Origin of the sequence: Shewanella piezotolerans WP3 (genome assembly GCF_000014885.1) — a bacterium.
In the GTDB taxonomy this organism is placed as follows: Bacteria; Pseudomonadota; Gammaproteobacteria; order Enterobacterales; family Shewanellaceae; genus Shewanella; species Shewanella piezotolerans.
Genome location: NC_011566.1, coordinates 1,862,209 through 1,887,707, shown reverse-complemented (window position 1 = coordinate 1,887,707; position 25,499 = coordinate 1,862,209). Strand labels below are relative to the sequence as shown.

The following is a 25,499-nucleotide window of genomic DNA, read 5'->3' as shown; positions in this document are numbered from 1 at the left end:
TATTTTTGAGGAATGAATATGTTTGTAGTTATTTTCGGTCGTCCTGGTTGTCCTTATTGTGTACGTGCAGTTCAAGTTGCAGAGCAACTTACTGAAAAGCGTGAAGATTTCAAGTTCAAATATGTGGATATTTATGCTGAAGGGATCAGCAAAGCCGATCTAGAAAAAACGGTTGGTAAGCCAGTTGAGACTGTTCCACAGATTTTTGTCGACAAAGAGCATGTTGGTGGCTGTACTGAGTTTGAACAATATGTACGAGATAATGACTTAATGCCAGCGGCATAAGTTTAACCGCTCAATAAAAAAGGAGGCTACGGCCTCCTTTTTTATTGTCTAAATTACCTAACTAATAGTAATAGTCTGGCTCAACTAGAGTACATATTTCATTGAGAAGATAACGCGATTTAACTCGCCATCAAAACCATTTTCTTTAGTGTTCTTCGCATACATATATTCAACGCCAACCGTAAGCGGCTTAACCGGAGAATACAATAAGTTGATATAACCAGAATAAGAGTCTTTATTGACGTTATTGCCAATCAAGTCAATATTGTTATCTGCTTTAAAGCCTGAGCCCGTGATACTTGTACGCCACTTGTCATTCCACCAATGGCGATACGAAATATAACCACCGTATGAAGTGATCGCCTCAATATCACCATTCATATCTAACACACCTGCATTAGCGTAGTTAAGCGCCATATAACGGCCTAACCCATCACCATAGGTGGCAGACATTTTAATATCATCTTGTCCTACAGGGATCACACCAGTAAAACTCACACCGTAACCAAAAGTAGAAGAGTCTAGATCGTCTTTCTCTATATTCAGTTGGCGAGCTAGCCCTGCAAAAGTGAAGGCCATACCGTTTTCTGTTTTCATATTATAGCGAGCAACAAAATCGGGCATCATGCCGCTACCACTAGTGATACGGCTACCGGTTGGATCACGATAGGCATTAAGTGTGGTTTCAGGGTTCTCTGCGGAAAACTGGAAGCCACCGTTAGTGTAGCGAACCATAGTTTGGCGCACAAAAGGCGTACCTTCAGCAGCACCGACAAAATCTAGGTTTTCAGGTAATGCGCCTGGGTTTTGAAAGGTGGTCCACATTTGACCTGCAGCCCAATTATCAAAACTAACAAAAGCTTGGCGAATACGTGGCGAGTAACTGTTTGACACTCGCTCGTTACCATCTGTATGGGTCATAAAATCTAGTTCGATAAAACCAACTAATTTATGGCCGTCTATATCCGTAGAAGACTTAAAGTTAAAACGTGATTCTCTTGCTTGGAAATCGACAACCTGCTTACCGTTACTTGGATCACCATAAATAGTACCTGGTACATAAAACTGTCGTGATAGACTGCCAGAATCTGGAGCACCATTACTGTAATCACTGAACATCACATCTGCTTTTACATAGCCACCAAATTTAAAATCTGTATCTGCCTGTGCACTCATGCTCGTTGCAGCTATAAGCGAAGCACACAAGATACTTAATTTTGCTTGTTTCATTCCCTCTCTCCCATATTTTTTATTATCCTTACGAAATATGACCGACTTAACATCAAGGCAACATTAGCAATAGGTCTATCAGACAAAGGTAGAACACTTATTACTAATTAATCACAATCGCATCTATCGCGGCTAATATTAGTAAAGAATTATACAAAGTGTTAATAACTCACGATAATTTTAAGAGAAAGATGTAACTATCCTTATTGAGTTCAGCCTTTAAACAATAAATGACAATAATGAAGCAACCACGCACAAAACAATATTAACCATTTAATACAGTTACTTATGACCTACCTGCAAAATTTAAAAAGCATTGAAAAAAATATGTAACACTGTTGTCATTGACCAAATAAAAGCTGAGCTATTATTTAAATTTTAGTTTTGTGTAGGCTCATCTTTATTAGTCATATCACCAAAAACGCGTTCCAATCACAAAAAACACCTTGAGGTGCTATAGATGAATATGACCAAAAATAAGGACGAATAACCTCTCTCTAGCTAAGAAATTATTTCTATGGCTTGGTTCTAATGATGAAATGGCTATTGCAGAAAAGTTTTAAAATAATACCAATTAGTATAAGAAGTTGATCTACTCAGAGTGCTTTTTGCGAACTAACTCAAAGCGGGTAAGTGATATAATGGTTATTCCCTTATGAATTTATTCATTGCCGAAGTAGGCGGCAGACACCACTCCTTATTGGCGAGTTTTAGCGGTTCTGATACTAGGTTAACGAGCTTGAACGTAGACTAACTTGCCCTTCACTCATTAACTGATCTCAAAACCGCTAAACTCTCGCTAAGCGATCAAATCTTTATACTGATTGGTATAAGTAGCGATCACCTATTGAGTTAAAAGAAGCGGATACTGAAATAATAAATAGAGGCGATAACGCCAAAAATGACGCAACTATTCGAGTCGATACGATAGGAAGAGCAAACCAGTAGTCTATTCATTAATATCAATCGCCATTGAACTCGCTGTTAATCTCAGTATCGCAAAATTTGTATCAGTCTAACGTGAAAGAGAATAGGTTAAAATTGAGTAAATCGACAAAGTCATGAGTGAGCGAAAATTTAGGATGGATACAGATAATTATGGGCTGAGAAGGATCCAAACCTTCGACCAATTGCTTGCTAACAAGAGCCAGCCAACTGCTATTGTTCTCAAGCAGACACACTGTTCTGATGCTAAGCAATCTTAATGCAAAAGTATTATCTAAGAAGTGTTGCAGGATCAATAAGAAGCGGTGGGTCGTGAAGGGTTCGAACCTTCGACCAATGTGGTAGTTAAGAGTAAAGCCAACTGTGCTCATATTCAAAGCATCAACTGAACTAACCTATCTCTACCTACTCCATTTTTACCACCAGGAGAAGTGGTGGGTCGTGAAGGATTCGAACCTTCGACCAATTGGTTAAAAGCCAACTGCTCTACCAACTGAGCTAACGACCCATCTTGGTGATGCTTCTACTTGTTTTTCCACCTGTAGAATAAGTGGTGGGCTGTGAAGGATTCGAACCTTCGACCAATTGGTTAAAAGCCAACTGCTCTACCAACTGAGCTAACAGCCCTTACTGGTATTACATTTTCTGATTTCATTTGTTTTGAAACAAATCCACCTCAGAAAGTGGTGGGTCGTGAAGGATTCGAACCTTCAACCTATGTGGTAGTTAAGAGTAAAGGCAACTGTGCTCTTATTCAAAACATCAACTGAACCAACCTATCTCTACCTACTCCATTTTTACCACCAGGAGAAGTGGTGGGTCGTGAAGGATTCGAACCTTCGACCAATTGGTTAAAAGCCAACTGCTCTACCAACTGAGCTAACGACCCATCTGGTTTTGCTAGTATCATTTCGTTTTATTTAGTCAGACCAAATAATTCGTTTAGATACCCTCCGAAAGACTCTGTCTCTCTGAGGGCGCCTATAATACCTTTTTCATTTGCTCATGCAAGTGCAAATTTCCCATTTTTCATCGTTTGCATGAAAAACAGTCTAAGAGATTGTTTTTTGAATAAATCGCAATCAAAGTGCTGAAAGTTGCTGCTGTGCAATACGGGCTGCTGCGCTATTAGCATACTCCTTCACAACTTTTTGGTAATAAGCTTTAGCTTTGGCTTTATCACCAGTCTTTTCTGAAATCATACCAAGCTTGACTAAACTCTCGCCACGCTTACCTGAATCCTTGAATTTATCAACAACTGTAGTAAAAGCTTTAGTGGCTCCAACAAACTCACTCTTATTATAGAGTAGCTGCCCTAACCAGTAATTTGCATTAGGTGCATAGCTTGAATCAGGATAACTTTCGATAAATTGAGCAAAAGCTGGAATAGCGGCTTCGTACTTCTTCTCTTTAAGCACTAAATTTACAGCTTGTTCATAACTGGCTGTTTCGCCCAACGTTGAACTTGCCGCTGTGGCGCTATTGCTGCTTGGTCTGCTCACCGCTGCTGCTGGCTTACTTGAGATATTAGCAATATCTTCATAGAGCTGACGCTGCCTTTGTAGCATCTGTTCTATTTGATAAGACTGCTGTTCACTTAATCCACGCAAATCGAGGACTTCTTGCTGCAACGCTTCTAAGCGTTGTTGCATAGCAAATTCAGTTTGCTGTTTTGCTTTTACAATTCGCTCTAGACGAGCCACTCTGTCGTCTGAAGAGCCACCAGCAACATCCTCAACAGGAGCAGGTGCAGCATGCGCTGCACCTGCTAGGATGATTGCCGCTGATATCACGGCGTATTTCATAGGGTAAACCTTTTACCTAAAATTAGTATACAAGTACTGCACGACGGTTTTTAGCAAAACCATCATCAGTGCGAGATAGATCCATCGGCTTCTCTTCACCGTAGCTTACAACGCTCATTTGGCTCGGCTGTACGCCCATACCTTGTAGGTACTTAGCTACCGCTTTAGCACGTCGCTCACCTAGAGCGATGTTGTATTCAGGTGTTCCACGCTCATCCGCATGGCCTTCAATCATCACTCGAACATTTGGGTGCTCTACAAGATAATCACCATGAGCTTCTAACACTTCAGCAAATTGCTGAGAAACTGAACTACGATCAAAATCAAAATAGATGATGTGTTCTTTTCTTAACTCTTGAAACTTAAGTTGCTGCTGTTCAGCGGGGGTTAATACGGGTGCTACACCACCTGTTTCAACGCCATTATTAGCAGAACCCGTTGTAGATGATTCAGTAGAGCTAGTTGCATCTGTTTCAGACTCAGAAGTCGAGCTACAGGCACTGATAGCCATAATAGGAAGTACGACTAACATGGCTTTAAATAGCTTATTCAGATCCATTTTAAAATCCTTAATCTTTATAGTTAGAGAAATGGTGACCAAGAAGGTGATTTCACTTCACCTTGACCGACGGGTAATCTGGCCTTAAATCGTCCATCCATAGAAACCGCCGCTAATACCTGTTTACCTTGGTACGTTGTTCCGTAAATAACCATAGTACCGTTTGGTGCTAGGCTTGGAGATTCGTCGAGTCTAGTACTCGTCAAAACCTGCATAAATCGTGTTTCAAGGTCCATTCTTGCGATATTGAATTTACCATTAGTGCGATTTACAAAAACTATACTGCGCCCATCGGGTGCGATTGACCCGCCTAAGTTCCACTCACCTTCAAAGGTTAAGCGAGAAATTTTACCTGAGTCCAAAAACACACGATACAGCTGCGGGCGTCCACCACGCTCAGATGTCAACAGCAATGACTTACCGTCTGGAAACCAAGATGGCTCGGTATCAATTGAGTAATGGTTTGTCACTCGTTTCAATGCGCTGGTTGCGATATCAACTACGTAAATATCAGGCTGACCATCTTTTGATAATGTCAGTGCTAGCTTTTTACCGTCTGGTGAAAATACTGGCGCCCCATTTATACCATTAAAACTAGTGACTTTCTTACGTGCTTGAGTATAAATGTTCTGCACAAACACTTCTGCTTTACGGTTTTCAAAACTAACGTAAGCAAGTTGCTGCCCATCTGGCGACCATGACGGAGACATCAAAGGCTCAGGAGAGCGTAATAACATCTGTTCATTGTAGCCATCGTAATCAGAGATCATCAACTGATATGGTGATTTTTCGCCATGCTTAACAACAACATAAGCTATACGAGTAAGAAAAGCACCGCGAATACCAGTTAACTTTTCATAAACTACATCACTAATACGGTGACCGTACTGACGAAACTGAGCGGCACTAATGACAGTCTCACGACTATCAATCACTAAATCGTTAGCCGCTTGAGGCCCTGCACCTGATTGTAATTGCGCTTTGACAAGGTCAATTAACTGAAAACTGACTAAATACTTATCTGCACCATAAGGCTTAATTGAGCCCATCACTACAGCTTCTGCAGGTTGCGCCATCCACGCTTTCGCGTCAAATTGGGCCAAGGTACTGATATTACGTTGTGGCAAGCTTAGCTCATCTGATGGACTAAATGTGCCGCTGCGAGCAAGATCAGACATTACCACATCCGATATTTGCGACGGCATGGGACCCGTGCCTTGCCAAACAAAAGGCACAACGGCAATAGGTCTTGCAGCATCAACACCTTCGGTGATCACAATATCCAATGCAGCTTTTGCAGGCATACTGCAAATAAGTAGGCTAGCGAGTAACCATTTCCCCAAAATCTTCATGTGATTCCTTTAATTGAACTCGGGTTGAACTGTTAAATTGATTTCTTTTAGCTTGTTATATACATCTGGCTCATTTGAAACAGGTAGACGCCCTGCTTTATTAATCGCAGCTTTCGTCGCTCGACATACGACGCTATCGCCATCCAAGATTTTACTCGCAGTTACAAAACCATCATTTGCTAAGCGAATAAAGACTCGACAACTTTTACCTCGCATAGATTCATCGACAACTAAGTTACGTTGAATGGTCGCTCTGATCATCGAGGTATAACGCTGAACTTCACTCATCACAGCTTTATTACGAGTCTGTGAAAGCGCTGCTTGCTCAGCAGCTAAAGCTTCTTGCATCATCTTCTCCTGTTCACGGCGAGCTTGCTCTTCAGCTTTGCGTTTACGTTCTGCTTCAGCCTTACGCTTACGTTCATTTTCCGCTTTTAAGGCTGCGGCCTCCTCGGCTTTACGCTTGTCTGCCGCTTTTTTTGCAGCTTCCTCAGATGCTTTGCGCTCTTTTTCCTTTTGCTTACGATCAGCTTCAGCTTTAGCTGCTTTCTCTTTTTCCTGCTTCTGCTTCAATTGTGCAGCTTTGGCTGCATCGTTAGCATTTCGAGTTTCAATCTCTTTTTGCTTTCGCTCTTGCTCTAGCTTTTTAATACGATTCTGTTCACGTTCGCGCTCTTTACGCGCTTCCCGGACACGTCTATCAGCATCATCTTGGCGCGCTTTTTCTTTTCGCTCCGCTTCACGTTTCTGTGCTTTTAGCTTTTCAACGTGCTCAGCCACTTTTTGTTGGTCAACAACCACCGCTTGTACCGCTGGCGCGCTTGCTTGAGGCTGTGGCTTGGGTTTTTCTGAAAAATCAACGCCTAGGGCTAAGATAACTATCACGCCAATATGAATTCCAGCTGAAATTGACACTGGAATAGTTAATTCTGATTTAGCCGCCACTACTTATCCTCCGGCGAATCGGTCATCAATCCAACAGACGGCACGCCCGCGCCTTGCAGTGTCACCATTAACTGGATCACTTTCTCATAGGGGATTGAACGGTCGGCTTTGACAACCACAGGACGTTCAGGCTCTAATTGAATAATTGCCCCCACCCTAATCGCAACTTCGTCCAGTTCAAGAACCTCTTTAGTGCTCGAACTCCCTACATCTAAATAGTACTCGCCCATGGCATCAATTGACGCTACAACGGGTGGTTTGCTATCAGCAGGTAATGATTCAGCAGCACCTTGAGGTAGATCGACCTTAACCCCCTGAGTGACTATTGGCGCTGTCACCATGAAGATAATCAACAGTACCAACATCACATCGATATAGGGCACCACATTAATTTCAGCAACCGGGCGACGGCGCTTCCTTTGGTAGCCTTGATGCATTATGCCTGTTCCTTCTCGCTATATGCTTGGCGGTGCAAAATGCTAGAGAACTCTTCCATAAAGTTAGCGTAAGACATCTCTATCTTTTCGACTTGAGTCGAGAAGCGGTTATACGCGATAACGGCAGGAATAGCGGCAAATAGACCCATAGCGGTTGCAATCAAGGCTTCAGCAATACCTGGCGCTACCATCGCTAATGTAGCATTTTCAACAGCGCCTAAAGCGATAAAGGAGTTCATGATCCCCCATACAGTCCCAAACAAACCTATATACGGGCTGGTTGAGCCAATGGTAGCCAACAGTGGTAAATGTGTTTCGAGTTTTTCTAGCTCTCTTGAAAGTGACACTCGCATTGCACGGTAACTGCCGTCCATTACGGCTTCAGGGACACGACCATTGAGCTTATTGAGTCTGGCATACTCTTTAAAGCCAGTTACAAACAGTGCTTCAAGACCTGAAGTGCGGTCTTGTCTGGCAGATAACTCTTGGTAAAGTTTATTAAGATCAACGCCAGACCAAAACTTATCTTCAAATTTAAGTGCTTCAGTTTTTGCTGCCGTTAATAACTTACGACGCTGAAGGATCACCGCCCAAGAAGCAATAGACAAACTAAGCAAGGTCAGCATAACAAACTTAACTAAAAGACTTGCTTGCAAAAATAATCCAATAAACGAAATATCAGCTTCCACCGTTAAACTCCTGGGCAATATTTAGGGGAATGGCTTTGGGTCTCATACGTGATAATGCTATACAGGCCACTAATATGTCTGCCTCGCAATACGTAACGCCCTGCTCATCAATTAAGCGCTGTTTAAATGTCAACGACGCTTTCTTAAGTTGTATGACCTCGGTTTCGACCATAAGGTTCTGTTCAAAACGCGCAGCTTTACAAAAATCGAGTGCTGCGTGCTTCACAACAAAGGCAATATCATCAGCAAGTAGTGCTGTTTGACTGACCCCCATTGACCTCAACCACTCCGTACGAGCACGCTCAAAAAACTTCAAATAATTTGAGTGGTAAACAACACCACCGGCATCAGTATCTTCGTAGTAAACGGAAATAGGCCAACGAAACATAAAATAAGATCGCCAATTAATGAGACAAAATAAGAGGCCTACTATACCTAGCCAATATGCAATTGTGAATGGCGATATGTGATAAGCCTTAACCATCTTCATAAAATTTTGTTAATAATCTTAAGGGATTATTACATCTGCACTCGAAAGAGTTAAAAATGCACACTCGCTGGGCATGCACTGGCTTAAAATGGACACTGCTTGAGCGATATTAATTTAGTGAGCGCTTTGCCTAATTGCAGCATATTTGGCGCACAAAAAAGGCAGCTTAAGCTGCCTTTTTTATTAGTGTAATCTACACTCTATTGCGCAATTTTGGCTGGCACTTTTAAGCCAAAGTTGTGCCATAGGAAACTATAAATATCGGCAAACTCATCAATCTTCATCGCAGTCGGTTTGCCTGCACCGTGACCTGCTTTTGACTCTATACGCATAATCACTGGCGCATCACCTTGCTGCTTCTCTTGCATCATGGCGCCAAACTTAAAGCTATGCAGCGGTACAACTCTGTCATCGTGATCCGCTGTCATCACCATAGTAGCAGGATAAGACTGAGCAGTTACATTGTGATACGGCGAGTATGCATATAATGCAGGGAACTGCTCTGCGTTATCGGCACTGCCATACTCACTCGTCCATGCCCAACCAATGGTGAACTTCTGGAATCTAAGCATATCCAAAACACCTACCGCAGGCAGAACAGCCGCAAATAGTTCAGGACGCTGCGTTAACGCTGCCCCCATTAATAGACCACCGTTACTACGACCATAAGCGCCAAGCTTTGTACTATTAGTATAGTTCTGGTCGATTAAGTATTCAGCAGCGGCATAATAATCATCAAATACATTCTGTTTTTTATCGAACATACCCGCTTGATGCCAACTTTCGCCATACTCAGCGCCGCCACGTAAGTTTGGCACCGCATAAACACCGCCCATATCCATCCAAGCGATATTAGCAGGACTAAAGCGAGGTGTTAATGAAATCGCAAAGCCGCCATAAGCATATAGAAGCGTCGGGTTATTACCGTCTTTCTTCATGCCTTTCTTGTAAGAGATCATCATCGGCACTTTTGTACCATCTTTACTGGTATAAAAGACCTGCTCAGAGGTGTAGTTATCAGGGTCGAATGATACGGTAGGCTTAGAGTAAAGTGTTGACTCACCCGTCTTAAAATCAAACTTGTAGGTCGTTTGAGGCTGGGTGTAGCTATTAAAGACGTAATAGAAGTAATCTTTACTGCGCTTACCGTATGGGCCTGCAACCTTACCTTTTCCTGGCAGTTTTACATCTTGGCGTTTATCGCCATTCATGCTGTAAATAGTCAGCTTGCCCAGAACATCATGCAGATAACTAACCACAATATGATCATTAACAATAGCAATATTGCTAATTGGATCTTTAAGCTCAGGAACAATAGTCTTCCAATTGTCCTTAGCACTGTTGTTCACATCAATCGCAATCACTTTACCATTGGGAGCATGGTAATCAGTCTTAAAGTAGAATATTGACTTATCATTGCCAATAAAACTATATTCCGCTTCTAGATCAGGGATCAGCTCAACCACTTCTGCTTGTGGTTGTTTAAGCGATTTATAGAAGAAACGATTACGACTGTCGGTACCTTGAGAGATATAAAGCAGTAAATAATCGCCCTTATCCGTCACTTCAATACCAAAACCCCAATCTTTGTTTTGCGGTCTTTCATAAACCAAAGTATCTTCAGACTGCTTGCTACCTATTTTATGGAAGTATACTTTTTGGTTAAAGTTAACATCAGCAAGCGCGTTCCCCCCTTCAGGAGCATCATAACGAGCATAATACACGCCTGTGTTATCGCTGTTCCAAACCGCGCTAGAGAACTTGATCCAATCTAATTGATCGCTAAGTTTCTTGCCTGTAGCAATATCGACTAAATGCCACGTCTGCCAATCCGAGCCTGACTTTGACACGCCATAGGCCAATGTTTTACCGTCGTCACTCACCGATGTACCAGAAAGGGCGATGGTGCCATCTGACGAGAATGTATTTGGGTCGAGTAACACCTTTTCATTACCCGACGCACCTTTAACAAACAAAACAGACTGTGCTTGCAGCCCGTTATTACGATAATAAAAAGTATTACTACCCTTTTCATTCGGTGCAGAAATCTTTTCAAAGTTCCACAACTCTGTAATCCTGTCTACAATCGCTTGCTTATTTTCAATGGCTGATAAATAGGCTTTACCATCTAGTTGTTGTTGCTTTACCCATTGATGAGTCTTGTCTGACTCAACTTCTAAATAGCGATAGGGATCTGCAACCTGAACGCCATGAAGTGTTTCTACGACGCTGTCTTGGTTTTGTATGAGGGTGTCAGCTGTAGACTCTTCAACAGATTGCGTCTGGCAACCTGCTAACGCTAAGCCAAAGCCAATTGCCAATAACGGCTTTTTAGCTAATAAAGTATTGATTCGCATGGTTTGTATCCCTGATTCACCTATCCGTAGTCACACTTAACAGCAATGTTAACTAGGTAGGCTTTTTTATTAAGCTGGCATAAATAGCCATTTTCAAAATGCACTATACAAATTAAAAAAAACCAGCGCAAAATTTTGTTATCGCCTTAGTTTCGCTTATGCCACTGAACAGCCATTAATATTTTAGTAACATAGATTAATTATATATTAAGTGAAATTATGCAAAAAACGTGATTAAGGACTCACAATAGCGCTTACAGGCCGCTAAAACTGTCAATCCAACTCTAAATAGGTATTAGTAAAACTAATCCATACAGCAAATTATTTTAGTTTGTCAGTAATCAAAGCTGGCTCTATAATTCGTCTCGTTTTCAGGAAGTGTCTGCCTAGCAGATTCGGAAACAAAGAACTCTTAAACTTTGGTGGTTATCCACGGAAGTTTCATCCCTGGTTCTTAGCTTGACTTCCTTCCTTCAATTTGTTGATTGCAAATCAAATATTTTTGCAGCCCGCTTACTTATGTAAGCGGGCTTTTTTTTATTTAAATTTTACTGCCGCGACTCGAAACGCCTAATATATAAAAAAGCCCTGCGATAAAAGCAGGGCCCAAACGATAGCTCCAACTAACTCTGTTTTACAGAGGCTTACTTATTCTAATCACCACGCGACGGTTTCTTGCGCGCTCATCAATGGTCTTATTTGACGCAACGTGTCGACGCTCACCATGACCCATAGTATGGATACGACTCTGTGGAATGCCACTTGCTACAAACAGCTCTTTAACGCTGTCGGCTCGCTGAACAGACACACGCTCATTGGCACTGCGTCCACCGTAACTATCTGTATAAGCATCAATCAATACTAAGTCTACGTTCTGATCGTAAGCCAGATACTCTTGCACTTTGTTTATCTGTGCTTTGGCGTAACGTGTCAGCTCAGTACCACCTGACTCGTACGTCAGAACCGTAAATGCAATATCCTCAAAAGAGTATGGCAATAAAGACGCTAAGCACGATTTAAACTGCGCGTATTGGCGCCTGAAGTTGACTGCCGATAGGCCAACGGCGATTTTGTTGCTTTGATTATACCAATCGGCGTAATAGAAGGTTGGCTGCATACCACTTTCAAGCTCTGCAAGCATTGACCATGCTGCATTACGCGGCACTTCACCACTAAAGTATTTTTGATAAGTCAGCTCAGTGATCTCTTTAGAGACGACACCTGGTCGCCAAGCCGGCGCCATACTCATCAATTTGGCTTGAGTAACTTGATCGGGCTTCACCCACATATCAAGAGTAAAATTAAGGTTATGGTTCTTACCCGCAATACTGGTAAACACTGCTTTACCATAAGAGGGAATATCATGCTCTAAACGGCACATCACAGGATTATTACCGCTCACGCGCCACTGGGACTCTTCTAAAGAAGCAACATATTGCTTGAGATCCGCATTGGCAAAAAAAGGTAAGCATAATAATGATGCAAAAAGAACGCTAAGCCGCATAAAACCACTCTCCATAATTGGGTCACTTCTCTCTATCGGCAAAGATTTATCTTTCTTTAGCTTATAAAACGAGCAAACGAACATGACAGTCATTCTCAGTTGCCCCATAATAGGCACCTGCTAACTTTTTGGATAATTTAATGACTGACACTTTCGACCACAACAAATTGAAAAACCGCTTCAGAGGCTATTTCCCAGTGGTTATCGATGTTGAAACAGCCGGGTTCAATTCAAAGACCGACGCGCTACTAGAAATCGCAGTCACGATGTTAAAGATGGATGATGACGGTGTGCTTCAATTAGACAAAACACTGCATTATCATATCGAACCTTTTGAAGGCGCAAATCTTGAACCTGAAGCTTTAGCCTTTAATGGTATTGATCCAACTAACCCATTGCGCGGCGCAGTCAGCGAAAAAGAAGCCTTTTTAGAGATCTTCAAAGAGGTCAAAAAAGCACAAAAAGCCTCTGAATGTCATCGCAGTATTATTGTGGCGCACAACGCCGCCTTTGATCACGGCTTTGTCAGTGAAGCCATAGAACGAAATGGCCTAAAGCGCACTCCATTTCACCCTTTCGCTACTTTCGATACCGCTGCACTTGCAGGTCTTGCTATCGGACAGACAGTATTGGCGAAGGCGTGTGCAATGGCTGGGATTCCATTTGATAACCGCGAAGCTCATTCAGCGTTATATGACACGGAGCGCACCGCTGAATTGTTCTGTTTAATCGTCAACCGCTGGAAGTCACTAGGCGGCTGGCCATACATTGCCGACGAATCTGATCCTGAAGCAGAAGATGTAGCAGAAGCAGACGTTAAACCTATTGCAGAATAGTAAAACAAGCTTAAACGCTAAATATACAAAAGCCGCATACTATGCGGCTTTTTCTATATTATGAAATAAAGATGCCACTAGAGAGCTAATACCAATCAACGTAAAGACTTGATCGCCCAGCGAGAGTTTAGCGGTTTTGAGGTAAGTTATCCCTGACAGTATTTTGGAAATATCCTAATTCATCAGACGTATGCAAGCAGCAAGGTAAAGTTTACTTTGCCGTAGAAAGCTCAGCCGCTACGTCTCGACGAAGGTGTATTACTCTCTAACCATGTTAAAGGGTGCTGCCATAAATGACTCGATTTTCGGCTAAAAAATTTCATATGCCCTATTTCAACCAAACCGTTTGTTTCGGGCGATAAGGTCATCGTAGCAGCAGTCATATTTTCAAACACGGCCAACATATCAGTCACATTAATATCAATCGCAATATCATCGTCGGTAGCATTCACCCACAGTGACGGTGTCGAAAGCGTATTGTATAAGTGAGTATGTATTGATTTACCAAAAGCCGTTTTTACATAGCCTTGACCATTGCACCAATCGCGCCATTGGTTGGCAACACCTTTAGGTAGTGGTTCCCCCATACCAAGCAACTGCGATTTAGTATGACCAAAAAGCATGTTACTTACAGGGATAAAAAGGTTCATAAAAAAATGAGCTTTTAAGGCGTAAGGCATTTTCATGTTTTTTAAGCGACCAGAAGAACTTGCAAAAGTAAAAATTGAATTCAGATCTCCTGCATTGTGCATTAAGCCAACCAATTGCCCACCCGCACTGTGACCAATTAAATGATAAGCACTATCTGGATAGCTTGTTTTGAGATACTCAAGAATGGCTGGCATATCTTGTTCGCCCCAACACTGCAATGTCGCATTGCTAGCACTCACCTTACCCGATAGTGACCGCCCAATACCACGGTTATCAAAAGTGATAACCGCATATCCATGCCCTGCTAGAAACTCAGCAAAACCCTTGTAAAATTGCTGCGTTATCCCTGTGGCAGGACCTATCAATATCGCCGCTTTCGCCTTACCACTGGGTTTAAATAACGTGGCTGCAAGCTTGAAGCCGTCTTGGCAACAAATCTCTAAGTCATCGATGGAAAAGTCATTCATTTCAGGCCTGTCTATATTCGCAACATTTTAACAACACTACAGCAGAGGTCATACCAGCTGCAACATTTTAATCTAATCATGAAATTTTAAGTACAGTCAACAGATATTGTCGCAATATCCTTAGCAAGCATTTTCGATTCTTAAATTTCATCGGGCGCTTACAGATTGACTATTATGAAATGAAATCTAGTCATTCAGTAGTAACTTAACCCAAAGTGGATTCAATGGCCTGCGATAGGTGCAGGATTGGCAGTCCGAATGTCGTATTCATACCAATTGCATTAAGTATTTGACCAGTTCAGAGCCCCTCAGTCTTTTCAATTCAAAGCGCATTGGTAAAGAAATGGTTGTTCCCTTTTAAGCCAATGCAAAGCAGAAGTGGAAAGACTGAGGAACTCACGTAGTGCGGCTTAGGTGAAACAAATTGGCAAAACGCTGTATGATTCGCTATGGGATTTGGATATACGACTAAATGGATTTAGGAGGTAGAGCGAAGCAGGATGCCAGAGCCGAGAATAACTATTAGCTCAAATCCCACTACTTTCCTACAGCGTTTTGAATTCCCGCTGAATGGTCAAACTTTTAATGCAATTGGTATCACATGGTCAATGATGTTCCCTACATCATAAAGATATTTCCTGTTCCCTATGGGTTAATGGGGTGAGCTGAAAGCGAACGGCCTATACCAAGCAAAGACTGATAAAAATAGTTAACGTCACTAGCCAGCCCATAGACTCAAATCACAGACACAAAAAAGCCGCGTTTAAACGCGGCTTTTCTAACATCTAACTGCTACACGCAAGTATTAAAGTTGATCTGCGTTGTCGCTTAGGTAAGAAGCAACACCTTCAGTCGATGCGTCCATACCCTTGTCGCCCTTTTCCCAACCAGCAGGACAAACATCACCGTGCTCTTCGTGGAACTGAAGTGCGTCGATCATGCGAAGCATTTCGTCAACGTTACGACCTAGTGGAAGATCGTTAACCACTTGGTGACGAACTTGACCTTCTTTGTCGATTAGGAAAGAACCACGGAAAGCAACACCAGCTTCTGGATGCTCTACGTCGTATGCTTTACAGATTTCATGCTTAACGTCAGCAACAAGAGTGTATTGAACTTGGCCAATACCGCCTTTCTCTACTGGAGTGTTACGCCATGCGTTATGGGTAAACTGAGAATCGATAGAAACACCGATAACTTCAACGCCACGCTTCTTGAACTCGTCCATACGGTGATCGAATGCGATCAACTCTGAAGGACATACAAATGTAAAGTCTAGTGGGTAGAAGAATACGACGGTTGGCTTACCCTTGATCGCTTCAGAAAGGTTAAAGGTATCTACAATTTCACCATTACCAAGTACCGCAGCTGCAGTAAAATCAGGAGCCGGACGGCCTACTAATACACTCATTTTATTTCTCCATCTATGGATTGCTAAAACGCTTTTTCGTTTTAAATCTAAAGGCATTATAGGCAGTGTTTGACTTCATACAAGCTATTTGAGAGCAATATCACTTTTTTGAATATTAATTCTGTTAACTGGCCATTATGCAGCCACCAAGTCCACAAAGCTCGTGTTGGTATTCACACTTTCACAGCAATTAGCCCTACACTCAGTTCACAACTCGCATCCAAATCAATATATCGCCCCTTCACGCTGGACATCACGCAGGTTAACAGGCAAAAATAGTAGCAACTTTGAATATAAGAAAAAGATAAAGCTTATTATGAACGCAGTCGTTATTGCCGTTTGCCTGATGCTGGGGTTGAGCCTGGCACGAGTGAACGTTGTTATTGCTCTTACCATTAGCGCATTGGTTGCTGGTTTGGTTGGCGGCATGGATCTACAACACACTGTAGATGCTTTTAATACCGGTTTGGGTGGCGGTGCGCAAATTGCACTGAGCTATGCCTTACTGGGCGCCTTTGCCGTAGCCCTGTCTCATTCAGGCTTAACCACCTTGATTTCACGCAAAGTCATCGGGGCCTTAGGCGGAGAACAATCAAAATCCAACTACAACCGAGTTCGATGGATTTTGCTACTCTCTATATTGGCAATGGCGGTTTCATCGCAGAACTTGCTACCCATACATATTGCGTTTATCCCAATCTTGATCCCACCTTTATTGCATGTGATGTCTAAACTGTCGCTCGATAGACGATTAGTGGCCTGTGTGCTGACGTTTGGTCTAGTCACTACTTATATGATTTTACCTGTTGGTTTTGGTGGCATTTTCCTCAACGACATTTTACTTGCTAACCTTAATACCAATGGCCTTGAAGCAGTGCGCTCGCAGATCCCTCAGGCGATGTTATTGCCAGCACTCGGTATGATTTGTGGTTTATTGGTGGCAGTGTTTATCTCATACCGTAAACCTCGAGAGTACAAAGAGGAGCTTATACTTACTGCTGAACCAGAAAATGAAGGCGTTAACCCTCGCAATATTGCCATTGCCGTTGTCGCGGTAATCGCCACCCTTGCCACTCAGCTTTATACTGGCTCGATGATTTTTGGTGCCTTGATAGGTTTTATTATCTTTAGCTTCTCCGGTGCATTAAAGCATGTGGCCGACCAAGATGTATTTAACCAAGGCGTGCGCATGATGGCTAACATTGGCTTTATTATGATCTCAGCCGCAGGTTTTGCCGCCGTGGTTAAAGAGACTGGTGACGTCAGCACATTAGTCAGCTCATTAGCGGATATTATTGGCGACAATAAAGCCCTCGCTGCATTTTTGATGTTGTTAGTTGGCTTGTTCATTACCATGGGCATTGGCTCGTCGTTCTCGACTATTCCGATTATAGCCACGATTTACGTGCCGCTCGCACTGACCTTTGGTTTCTCGGTTGCTGCAACAATTGCACTTGTTGGCACAGCTGCAGCACTAGGTGATGCTGGCTCGCCAGCTTCTGACTCCACGTTAGGACCAACAGCAGGTCTTAATGCTGATGGTCAGCACGACCATATTAGAGACAGTGTTATCCCAACGTTTATTCACTATAACATTCCGTTGCTAGTGTTTGGTTGGATTGCAGCAATGGTGCTCTAGGTTATAGAAAGAATAAAAACAAAAAAGGAGCCAATCGGCTCCTTTTTTTAAAGTTTGCATTTGAATCTGTTTATTGACTCAAAACACATAGATATCGCATGTTACTTAGTACCGAAGATCTTATCACCCGCGTCACCAAGACCCGGTAAGATGTAGCCTTGCTCGTTGAGGCAGTCATCAATTGAAGCTGTGTATAGCTCAACATCTGGGTGAGCTTTTTCAAGTGCAGCAACACCTTCTGGCGCTGCGACTAATACCAAAGCTTTAATTGAAGTGCAGCCACGGTCTTTTAACAGATCGATAGTTGAAATCATTGAACCACCTGTTGCCAACATTGGGTCAACAACGAGTGCCATACGCTCAGGCATGTTGCTAGCCAATTTTTCAAAGTATGGTACTGGCTCAAGGGTTTCTTCGTCGCGGTACATGCCAACAACAGAGATACGTGCACTTGGTACATGCTCAAGTACACCGTCCATCATACCAAGACCTGCACGAAGAATAGGTACCACTGTCACTTTCTTACCTTTAATTTGCTCAACTTCAACAGGACCGTTCCAGCCTTCAATAGTGACTTTCTCAGTTTCGAAGTCTGCTGTCGCCTCATACGTCAGTAGGCTTCCTACTTCTGCCGCTAGCTCACGAAAACGCTTAGTGCTTACGTCACCTTCGCGCATTAATCCAATTTTATGACGGACTAAAGGGTGCTTAACTTCAACGACTTTCATCTTGATCTCCTGATTTTCTAACGCATTTTTCACGGTAAATTTTAACGATTCTAGTAGATTTGTTCGCAGAGGAAAACTTAAAGTTTTAAAAAGGCGTCAAATCGTGAGCCTTGTCGCTAACTTTATTGAAAAACTATGCTTTCGAGGCCAGTCACAAGCTGTTAGAATAGCGCCGCATAAAATCCTATAACGATCTACCCGTACCCGAAGAGGATCTCCGTGAGCACTCCTACTACTCCACTAAGCTATAAAGATGCAGGCGTTGATATCGATGCCGGAAATGCACTAGTTAACAACATCAAGTCAGCAGTTAAACGTACCCGTCGTCCAGAAGTTATGGGCAACCTAGGTGGGTTTGGTGCACTTTGTGAGCTACCAACTAAGTATAAGCATCCAGTACTGGTTTCTGGTACTGATGGCGTTGGCACTAAGCTACGCCTTGCTATTGATTACAAAAAGCACGACAACGTAGGTGTTGACCTTGTTGCTATGTGTTCAAACGATTTAATCGTATCTGGTGCTGAGCCGCTATTCTTCCTCGATTACTATGCGACAGGCAAACTTGATGTTGAAGTTGCCACCGCTGTTGTTAAAGGTATCGCTGAAGGCTGCGTACAATCAGGCTGTGCATTAATTGGCGGTGAAACTGCTGAAATGCCAGGCATGTACGAAGGTGATGATTATGACCTTGCAGGTTTCTGCGTAGGCGTAGCAGAAAAAGAAGAGATCATCGACGGCACTAAGGTGCAAGATGGTGATGCACTTATTGCTTTAGCTTCAAGTGGTCCTCACTCAAATGGTTTCTCACTTATCCGCAAGGTATTAGAAGTGAGCAAAGCTGATCCTGAGCAAGAGCTTGCTGGCAAGCCGCTTATCGACCACTTGTTAGAACCAACTAAAATATATGTGAAATCGCTGCTTAAATTGATCGAAGAGCACGATGTTCATGCAATGTCGCACATCACAGGTGGTGGATTCTGGGAGAATATCCCACGAGTATTACCTGAAGACTGTAAAGCCGTAGTGAAAAGCGACTCTTGGCAGTGGCCTGTTGTATTCAACTGGTTAATGGAAAAAGGTAACATTTCTGAATTTGAAATGTACCGTACCTTTAACTGTGGTGTAGGCATGGTTGTTGCGTTGCCAGCAGACAAAGTTGAATCAGCACTTAATCTATTAAACGCTGAAGGCGAGAAAGCATGGCTAATTGGTGACATTGCCAAGCGTAGCGGTGACGAAGAGCAAGTGGAGATCTTGTAATGTCTCAGAGCTGCCGCGTTTTAGTATTAATTTCAGGTAATGGTAGTAATCTTCAAGCCATTATTGATGGTTGTGATGACAACGTACAAGCCGAAGTCATTGGCGTGATAAGCAATAAGCCTGACGCCTATGGTTTGGTTCGTGCTCACCAAAACGAAATTGATACCAGCTGCGTCATCGCTCATAAAGGCGAAACTAGAGCTGACTACGACGAAAGACTTTTTAGTGCGATAGAAAAGTATCAACCGGACTTAATCGTTTTGGCTGGTTTTATGCGTATTTTAAGTGATGATTTCGTTATGCGCTTTGAAGGGAAGATGATTAACATCCACCCTTCTCTTTTACCGAAATATACTGGCTTAAATACTCATCAGCGCGCTATTGATGCTAAAGATAATGAACATGGTGCCAGCGTGCACTTTGTGACTCCTGAGCTTGATTCAGGCCCCGTTATCTTACAAGCTAAAGTTCCTGTCTATGAAGAAGACTCTGTAGAGGTTCTTGCAGATCGCGTTCATGAGCAAGAACATGCTATCTATCCACTCGTTGTAAAATGGTTTAGCCAACAACGATTAAAGATGGTTTCAGATAAAGCCTGGCTCGATGAAAAACCATTACCCGTGAATGGTTACGCTGCAGATTAAACGGTAAACCTCTGATAATAAAGGCACTATTTAGTGCCTTTATTTTTTCTATGCAGAATTTACCGCATAGGAAAAGTAATTATCAGGGATTCAACTACAGCTAAACAAATAACATAATGACAATTATTAAGAAAAAAAATAAAGTCACAGCTTTCTCTACCTTGTGCCCTGACTTCTTCTTATGCCAACCAATTCTTTTACGGCTTTTCATCTGTCTTTTTCCTTTCAATCCATGCAGGAAGTAGATATCTAAAAAAATATTATTCTGAGTCTGTGCAAAGTTACCAACATCCTTTCTGGTCAACACACAAAATTAAGCTTTAATGCTTCTAGTATTTTTATAATTTACATCACCACAATGTAAATTTATATAAGTCGTTTTACTAATTTAGTTATAACACCTTTGGCTAGGTTCTGCATTCCACCTTCTAAGCGGTAAGCAAACCGAACACCTATGCCTGTATCCACCTTGCCATACTATTCTTACAAAATTAATTATCACGAGAGTGTTTATCATCAATAATCACGGGGGGATCAGCAAGCATATTTGGTTTATGCGCTTCATTCATTGCTAACCACATGGCCTAGTATATTTCTGACATGCTTAAGGCACCCCCTCCCCCCCTTGAGGTCAGATGTGGTGAATGCCATTAATGCACGACTATATGGTCTATTTTGTTCCATACAAAATTAGACATTCCCTCCCTCCTTAGAGGTCAGATATAGGCGGTACGAGAGTAAGGATGCTCGAAGCTAGAATAATGCAGGAGCGATTATCGAGAGTAACACAGGAGCAGTTACCGAGGAGCATTTAATGACCTTACCTTAAAGCCGCTATATTCTCGCAGAGGGATCAAATCTTTATACTGATTGGTATAAGCCCAGTTTCGAACCTTCCTTTTACCATTCGATAACAGTATTCACCGTTAATCGTTAATAGATTGATCTACATCAAGTCCCCAAAGGCCCAATGTTCAACTACAAAAATCAGCTAGCCAACATTTACAATACAACCCAGCAACCTACTGTATTTAAATGTTAAGAATTTAATTAACCTGCTATTCCATCCTCAAGAGCTGTAAGCCAAAACGCTGAGAAAGCAGAATTTCTACGGGTAAGCCCTTACTCCTCCTAGGTGTAAATACGGATAAAAAAAACCTTTCTAAAGCCATATGGTTAGCCGCAGACAAACCATAAGTTTGCTGAGGGGCAGTTGTTTGCTCACTCCTCAAAGCAGACAACAACCCTAAATAAAGGCACCTTGATGAATAGAATGACTAAAACCGCGTTAGTGGTAGCGACACTTTTCTCGGCATCTTCTTTCGCTGGCTATGAAGTCCAACTTGATGAGAGTTCAAAGTTAACTTTCGGCGGCTATTTCAAAGTCGACTTGCGTAATGTGAATGGCGATCAGGCATATCGAGATTACTGGATAGGTACCAGTACCTACGCGCCAGATACTAATCAAACCAGCCTCCAAGCCAAAGAGTCACGTTTCAACGTAAAGTTTACCCATGGCGCAGTGACTGGATTTTTAGAGTATGACTTCTACGGCGGTGGCGGTAACGCACTGGTTTCTAACTCCTACACCCCACGCATGCGTCACGCCTATATTGCTTACAAGAACTGGAAAGTTGGTCAGACTTGGTCAACCTTTATGCCATTGGCCTCCATTGCTGATGCACTCGACTTTGGCGGCGCACATGTTGGTCAGGTATTCATTCGTCAAACCCAGATCCGTTATACTAATGGTGGCTTAGAACTGGCATTAGAAAATCCAGCCAATGCGACCGATGCCAACCAGAGTATCCCCGACGCAGTGGCTCGCTACACCTACAAAGGTGATTTTGGCCAAGTGGCAGTTGCAGTGCTTGCTCGCACGTTCGATAACAATGGTGTCGCTGGTAACGCCGATGGTACGCAGTTTGCCTACAGCTTAAGCGGTAAGGTTTTTACCTTCGGTAAAGATGACTTCCGCTTTACCTACAACGCAGGCGCTGCCGGCCGTTATATTTCTCCTGGCCACAACCCTGGCGATAAGGTCAATACGGATGGCAGTGGTGATCTGTTGACAACCCAAGCCTATACCGTCGCATATCGCCATTTCTGGAGTGAAGACTGGCGTTCTAGCATTTACTACGGTCACGCTGACGTTGAAGACTTCAATGGGCTTAACGCAGATTCAGATCGCAACCACTACGCTATTAACCTGATCAAACAGCTCAATAAGCAATTGAGTGTTGGCGTTGAATTGGGTAACTATGATGCAGATATTTCAGCCACGAACAGTGCCAACTCTGATTACATCCAGCTTTCGGCCAAGTACGTACTTTAAGCTATATAATACCAATTGCATTAAGTATTTGACCAATTCAGAGCCCCTCAGCCTTTTCAATTCAAAGCGCATTGGTAAAGAAATGGTTATTCCCTTTTAAGCCAATGCAAAGCAGAAGTGGAAAGACTAAGGGGCTCACGTAGTGCGGGTTTCAAAACGCTGTATGCTTCGCTATGGGATTTGGATATAGAATAACTATTAGCTCAAATTCCACTACTTGCCTACAGCGTTTTGAATTCCCGCTGAATGGTCAAACTTTTAATGCAATTGGTATAATACCAATCAGTATAAGACGTTGATCTACCCAGAGTGTTTTTGGCACGCTAATTCAAAGTGAGTAATGACACAATGAATGTTCCCTAATGAGTTTATATAACACAGTAGTATGAGGTACAAGAGTAAGGATGCTCGCAGCTAGCATCATGCTAAAACGATTGTCGAGAGTCACGCAGGTGCAGTTACCGAGGAGCATTTAATGACCTTATCTCAAAGCCGATAAACTCTCGCTGAGCGATCAAATCTTTATACTGATTGGTATAACCCTACTTTGGGTGTTTTCAATTACTGCAGCTATCTGAAAATATCGGTTAATGGCAATCAGTATAAGAAGTATTAACGGTCTAAACCATGATCGATCGCATATCGCACCAAGCCTGCCGTACTATCTATCATCAGTTTTTGCTTAATATTGCGTTTGTGGGTCTCAACCGTGCGCACACTCACATCCATCTCCTGAGCTATACGTTTATTGTTCATGCCAAGCGATATCAATCGTAACACCAACTGCTCACGCTGGGTAACGAGGGCTTGCTTGCCGCTGGCAAGCTCCTGTGACAAAGTATTTATGACATCAGCACTGAAATAGCGCTTGCCTGCAGCGACTTTCTTTATCGCTTCAATCAGTTCTTTACCCGGCACATCTTTAAGAATATAGCCATCAGCACCGTAGCGCATTGTCGCCATGATATATTCTTTGTTGTCATGCATACTCAGCATCACCACTTTACACGACAGCTCCTGCTCTTTAATTAGCTCAAGCAGATACATACCGTCCATTTGTGGCATATTAATATCCGTCAACACTAAATCAACCGGCATTTTATTAAGGATTTCCAATGCTTGCTGGCCATTATCAGCTTCAGCCAACACCTCAATATCGCTGTCTAGACTTAAGCGATAACGTAGCCCTTCGCGAAACAAAGGGTGATCGTCCACCAGAAGTACGCGGATCATAACAGTCCTCCAGTGGCACTATCGGCTCGATAACGTAACTCGCTTTGAGGAATACGGGCCACCAGTTTCACTCCCTTCCCAATTGTTGAATCAACCTTGAGCTCACCATTATAAAATTTCACTCTTTCGTTCATATTCCTCAAACCTATTCCTTCAAAGGGCGTCGATTTTCGTTCAAAACACTCATAGTTAAATCCTTTACCATCATCATGGATCTCCAGGGTCAGCCATCTTGGTGTCAGTGCTAGTGATATCAACACATTCTTTGCTTCAGAGTGCCGCTCGATGTTGGTTAGCGACTCTTGCACTATCCGGTAAAGGGCACAGCTAAGTTCAGTTGAGAGGATTTTACGCACTGATAATCGCTGTACTTTGACCTCAACCCCAGTACGCAGGGTAAACTCTCTACCCAATTCGATTAATGCAGAGCCGAGGCCATAGTCCTCGAGAATGGCTGGATGTAATTGATGCGAGATATTACGGATTTCAAGCATTATCTGCCGCGTCAATGTGATCGACTTTTCCAGTTCCTTCGAAGAATCATCGCCGTACTCCTGTTTTAGCTGCGCCGTTTCCATCGAAAATAGCGCCGCAGCAATGGTTTGACTGACCCCATCGTGCAACTCTCTAGAAACCCGTTTACACTCCTCTTCCTGAGTTTGGTAAATCCGCTCGTTGAGTGTTCTAAGTTTAGCATTTGCGAGGCGTTTCTCACCAACACGCATAAAAATACCACCGATAAACACCGCACTTACCGCTAATATACCTATCGTCAACGTCATAAGCGAAGTGTAACGAATATGACTACTGATAGAGGTGCTCAATAATTCAGTTTCTTCATTAATATCATCAATGTAAACGCCAGTACCAAACATCCACTGCCACTGCCCCAACACTTCGGCATAGGCCATTTTTTGGCCCAATTGGCCGTCATTTGAGGGTTGATTGAATAGGTAGGTGAGATAGCCGCCGCCTTTCCTAGCTCCAGAGATGAGCTCTTGAATAAAGTGAACCCCATTGTCATCGGCCAAGTCTAGCCAGTTCTTACCTACACGCCATTCTTGGTCAGGCAATACCAGGCTTTTACCATTAAGATCATATGCAAAGAAGTAACCATTTTTACCGAAGCGCATCTCGGCCAGCATAGACTTAATTTCTTGTTCTACATCTTGTTTGTTATCGCTGTTATTTTTATGGAGGTGCTTAATCGCGACATTAGCAATAGCCAAATAATTTTTCAGCTCTTCTTTGCGGTGATCAATAATACTCTGACGGTAGACGTCGACGACTTGATGGGAAAGCTCTCGATACTGCATTTGAGTCACAAACAACACCAGCATCAGAGATAAAATGAGTGGAAGTACGGTGATAAGCTGTAACTTATGATTAATGTTCATCGCTGATTAATACTCCGCTATATTAGGGATAGCCCCCATAAACGGGGGCTATATTAACAGTTAATCAACGCAAAAATCACAGTAAATACCCACGAGTAGCAGAGCTAGATCAAAGGAAAGGCAAATAACTTAGCTTGAGAATCACGGCACTATCTAGTCGATTTGTGGCCCATATTTTAGTATATGATTGGATTAATAGGGAAACATCAAGAAAACACCGCTTTGCAGTCACGATGTACGGTTCGGTTCATTTACAACCGTTATTTTGCTATCACTTGCCAATCTGTTAAATGTAGTTTG

At 42.7% G+C, this 25,499-nt stretch carries 21 protein-coding genes and 3 tRNA genes; 6 read left to right on the top strand and 18 right to left on the bottom strand.

Annotated features, from left to right (window positions below):
- Window positions 1-18: 18 nt before the first annotated feature.
- Window positions 19-285, top strand: a complete 267-nt coding sequence (locus tag SWP_RS08145) for a GrxA family glutaredoxin (RefSeq protein ID WP_020911978.1) — start codon at window positions 19-21, stop codon at window positions 283-285.
- An 84-nt stretch (window positions 286-369) separates the two neighbouring features.
- Here SWP_RS08145 and SWP_RS08140 read toward each other — a convergent pair whose 3' ends face one another.
- From SWP_RS08140 to SWP_RS08080, 13 genes are all read right to left on the bottom strand, one after another.
- The gene (locus tag SWP_RS08140) at window positions 370-1,515 is read right to left on the bottom strand and encodes a DcaP family trimeric outer membrane transporter (protein ID WP_020911977.1); all 1,146 of its coding nucleotides are present in this window, start codon (window positions 1,513-1,515) and stop codon (window positions 370-372) included.
- 1,377 nt (window positions 1,516-2,892) lie between these two features.
- Window positions 2,893-2,968: transfer RNA gene (locus tag SWP_RS08135), tRNA-Lys, on the bottom strand.
- A 43-nt stretch (window positions 2,969-3,011) separates the two neighbouring features.
- Window positions 3,012-3,087 (bottom strand) — tRNA-Lys (locus SWP_RS08130).
- 186 nt (window positions 3,088-3,273) lie between these two features.
- Window positions 3,274-3,349, bottom strand: a tRNA-Lys gene (locus SWP_RS08125).
- Window positions 3,350-3,542: 193 nt separating this feature from the next.
- A complete protein-coding gene (gene ybgF, locus SWP_RS08120) occupies window positions 3,543-4,265 on the bottom strand; it encodes a tol-pal system protein YbgF (protein ID WP_020911975.1) in 723 nt (240 codons plus the stop codon).
- A gap of 22 nt (window positions 4,266-4,287) precedes the next feature.
- On the bottom strand, window positions 4,288-4,824 hold the full coding sequence (pal, locus tag SWP_RS08115; RefSeq protein WP_020911974.1) for a peptidoglycan-associated lipoprotein Pal: 537 nt from the start codon (window positions 4,822-4,824) through the stop codon (window positions 4,288-4,290).
- Between the two features lie 23 nt (window positions 4,825-4,847).
- Window positions 4,848-6,176, bottom strand: coding sequence for a Tol-Pal system beta propeller repeat protein TolB (tolB, locus tag SWP_RS08110; protein ID WP_020911973.1), 1,329 nt, complete (start codon window positions 6,174-6,176; stop codon window positions 4,848-4,850).
- A 9-nt stretch (window positions 6,177-6,185) separates the two neighbouring features.
- Window positions 6,186-7,121, bottom strand: coding sequence for a cell envelope integrity protein TolA (tolA, locus tag SWP_RS08105; protein ID WP_020911972.1), 936 nt, complete (start codon window positions 7,119-7,121; stop codon window positions 6,186-6,188).
- Window positions 7,121-7,558 (bottom strand): protein TolR, encoded by a 438-nt coding sequence (tolR, locus tag SWP_RS08100; protein WP_020911971.1) that lies wholly within the window; start codon window positions 7,556-7,558, stop codon window positions 7,121-7,123. The genes tolA and tolR overlap by 1 nt, the downstream gene beginning before the upstream one ends.
- Window positions 7,558-8,247: a protein TolQ gene (tolQ, locus tag SWP_RS08095; protein WP_020911970.1), complete on the bottom strand. Its 690-nt coding sequence runs from the start codon at window positions 8,245-8,247 to the stop codon at window positions 7,558-7,560. Before tolQ ends, tolR begins: the two co-directional genes overlap by 1 nt.
- The gene (gene ybgC, locus SWP_RS08090) at window positions 8,237-8,635 is read right to left on the bottom strand and encodes a tol-pal system-associated acyl-CoA thioesterase (protein WP_044555782.1); all 399 of its coding nucleotides are present in this window, start codon (window positions 8,633-8,635) and stop codon (window positions 8,237-8,239) included. Before ybgC ends, tolQ begins: the two co-directional genes overlap by 11 nt.
- Window positions 8,636-8,937: 302 nt before the next feature.
- The gene (locus tag SWP_RS08085; protein WP_020911967.1) at window positions 8,938-11,094 is read right to left on the bottom strand and encodes a prolyl oligopeptidase family serine peptidase; all 2,157 of its coding nucleotides are present in this window, start codon (window positions 11,092-11,094) and stop codon (window positions 8,938-8,940) included.
- 634 nt (window positions 11,095-11,728) lie between these two features.
- Window positions 11,729-12,598 (bottom strand): flagellar protein MotY, encoded by an 870-nt coding sequence (locus SWP_RS08080; protein ID WP_044556343.1) that lies wholly within the window; start codon window positions 12,596-12,598, stop codon window positions 11,729-11,731.
- Between the two features lie 140 nt (window positions 12,599-12,738).
- Here SWP_RS08080 and rnt point away from each other — a divergent pair, with 140 nt between their 5' ends.
- Window positions 12,739-13,434: a ribonuclease T gene (rnt, locus tag SWP_RS08075; RefSeq protein WP_044555781.1), complete on the top strand. Its 696-nt coding sequence runs from the start codon at window positions 12,739-12,741 to the stop codon at window positions 13,432-13,434.
- A 230-nt stretch (window positions 13,435-13,664) separates the two neighbouring features.
- On the opposite strand, the gene SWP_RS08070 is transcribed toward rnt, so the two are convergent.
- Together SWP_RS08070 and SWP_RS08065 are read right to left on the bottom strand one after the other, a co-directional pair.
- Entirely contained in the window at window positions 13,665-14,552 is an 888-nt protein-coding gene (locus SWP_RS08070; RefSeq protein WP_020911964.1) for an alpha/beta hydrolase family protein, read from the bottom strand.
- An 805-nt stretch (window positions 14,553-15,357) separates the two neighbouring features.
- A complete protein-coding gene (locus tag SWP_RS08065) occupies window positions 15,358-15,963 on the bottom strand; it encodes a peroxiredoxin (protein WP_020911963.1) in 606 nt (201 codons plus the stop codon).
- Window positions 15,964-16,279: 316 nt separating this feature from the next.
- Between SWP_RS08065 and SWP_RS08060 the strand changes: the two genes are divergently transcribed.
- The gene (locus tag SWP_RS08060; RefSeq protein WP_044555780.1) at window positions 16,280-17,602 is read left to right on the top strand and encodes a Na+/H+ antiporter family protein; all 1,323 of its coding nucleotides are present in this window, start codon (window positions 16,280-16,282) and stop codon (window positions 17,600-17,602) included.
- Between the two features lie 101 nt (window positions 17,603-17,703).
- Here the strand turns inward: SWP_RS08060 and upp are convergent, their stop codons facing one another.
- Window positions 17,704-18,330 carry a uracil phosphoribosyltransferase gene (gene upp / locus SWP_RS08055; RefSeq protein ID WP_020911961.1) on the bottom strand — a complete coding sequence of 209 codons (627 nt, stop codon included), beginning with the start codon at window positions 18,328-18,330 and terminating at the stop codon, window positions 17,704-17,706.
- Between the two features lie 219 nt (window positions 18,331-18,549).
- Between upp and purM the strand changes: the two genes are divergently transcribed.
- From purM to SWP_RS08035, 3 genes are all read left to right on the top strand, one after another.
- A complete protein-coding gene (purM, locus tag SWP_RS08050) occupies window positions 18,550-19,590 on the top strand; it encodes a phosphoribosylformylglycinamidine cyclo-ligase (protein ID WP_020911960.1) in 1,041 nt (346 codons plus the stop codon).
- Window positions 19,590-20,234 carry a phosphoribosylglycinamide formyltransferase gene (gene purN, locus SWP_RS08045; RefSeq protein ID WP_020911959.1) on the top strand — a complete coding sequence of 215 codons (645 nt, stop codon included), beginning with the start codon at window positions 19,590-19,592 and terminating at the stop codon, window positions 20,232-20,234. The genes purM and purN overlap by 1 nt, the downstream gene beginning before the upstream one ends.
- A gap of 1,264 nt (window positions 20,235-21,498) precedes the next feature.
- Window positions 21,499-22,569, top strand: a complete 1,071-nt coding sequence (locus SWP_RS08035) for a DcaP family trimeric outer membrane transporter (RefSeq protein ID WP_020911958.1) — start codon at window positions 21,499-21,501, stop codon at window positions 22,567-22,569.
- Window positions 22,570-23,181: 612 nt separating this feature from the next.
- Here the strand turns inward: SWP_RS08035 and SWP_RS08030 are convergent.
- Both SWP_RS08030 and SWP_RS08025 read right to left on the bottom strand, forming a co-directional pair.
- On the bottom strand, window positions 23,182-23,802 hold the full coding sequence (locus SWP_RS08030) for a response regulator (protein ID WP_020911957.1): 621 nt from the start codon (window positions 23,800-23,802) through the stop codon (window positions 23,182-23,184).
- A complete protein-coding gene (locus SWP_RS08025) occupies window positions 23,799-25,199 on the bottom strand; it encodes a cache domain-containing protein (RefSeq protein ID WP_020911956.1) in 1,401 nt (466 codons plus the stop codon). The genes SWP_RS08030 and SWP_RS08025 overlap by 4 nt, the downstream gene beginning before the upstream one ends.
- Window positions 25,200-25,499: the final 300 nt, after the last annotated feature.

Bases quoted from the DNA above. Each gene is read 5' to 3' on its own strand.
- SWP_RS08145 (WP_020911978.1), top strand. From the start codon at position 19: ATGTTTGTAGTTATTTTCGGTCGTCCTGGTTGTCCTTATTGTGTACGT.
- SWP_RS08140 (WP_020911977.1), bottom strand. From the start codon at position 1,515: ATGAAACAAGCAAAATTAAGTATCTTGTGTGCTTCGCTTATAGCTGCA.
- ybgF (WP_020911975.1), bottom strand. From the start codon at position 4,265: ATGAAATACGCCGTGATATCAGCGGCAATCATCCTAGCAGGTGCAGCG.
- pal (WP_020911974.1), bottom strand. From the start codon at position 4,824: ATGGATCTGAATAAGCTATTTAAAGCCATGTTAGTCGTACTTCCTATT.
- tolB (WP_020911973.1), bottom strand. From the start codon at position 6,176: ATGAAGATTTTGGGGAAATGGTTACTCGCTAGCCTACTTATTTGCAGT.
- tolR (WP_020911971.1), bottom strand. From the start codon at position 7,558: ATGCATCAAGGCTACCAAAGGAAGCGCCGTCGCCCGGTTGCTGAAATT.
- ybgC (WP_044555782.1), bottom strand. From the start codon at position 8,635: ATGTTTCGTTGGCCTATTTCCGTTTACTACGAAGATACTGATGCCGGT.
- SWP_RS08085 (WP_020911967.1), bottom strand. From the start codon at position 11,094: ATGCGAATCAATACTTTATTAGCTAAAAAGCCGTTATTGGCAATTGGC.
- SWP_RS08080 (WP_044556343.1), bottom strand. From the start codon at position 12,598: ATGCGGCTTAGCGTTCTTTTTGCATCATTATTATGCTTACCTTTTTTT.
- rnt (WP_044555781.1), top strand. From the start codon at position 12,739: ATGACTGACACTTTCGACCACAACAAATTGAAAAACCGCTTCAGAGGC.
- SWP_RS08070 (WP_020911964.1), bottom strand. From the start codon at position 14,552: ATGAATGACTTTTCCATCGATGACTTAGAGATTTGTTGCCAAGACGGC.
- SWP_RS08065 (WP_020911963.1), bottom strand. From the start codon at position 15,963: ATGAGTGTATTAGTAGGCCGTCCGGCTCCTGATTTTACTGCAGCTGCG.
- SWP_RS08060 (WP_044555780.1), top strand. From the start codon at position 16,280: ATGAACGCAGTCGTTATTGCCGTTTGCCTGATGCTGGGGTTGAGCCTG.
- upp (WP_020911961.1), bottom strand. From the start codon at position 18,330: ATGAAAGTCGTTGAAGTTAAGCACCCTTTAGTCCGTCATAAAATTGGA.
- purN (WP_020911959.1), top strand. From the start codon at position 19,590: ATGTCTCAGAGCTGCCGCGTTTTAGTATTAATTTCAGGTAATGGTAGT.
- SWP_RS08035 (WP_020911958.1), top strand. From the start codon at position 21,499: ATGAATAGAATGACTAAAACCGCGTTAGTGGTAGCGACACTTTTCTCG.
- SWP_RS08030 (WP_020911957.1), bottom strand. From the start codon at position 23,802: ATGATCCGCGTACTTCTGGTGGACGATCACCCTTTGTTTCGCGAAGGG.
- SWP_RS08025 (WP_020911956.1), bottom strand. From the start codon at position 25,199: ATGAACATTAATCATAAGTTACAGCTTATCACCGTACTTCCACTCATT.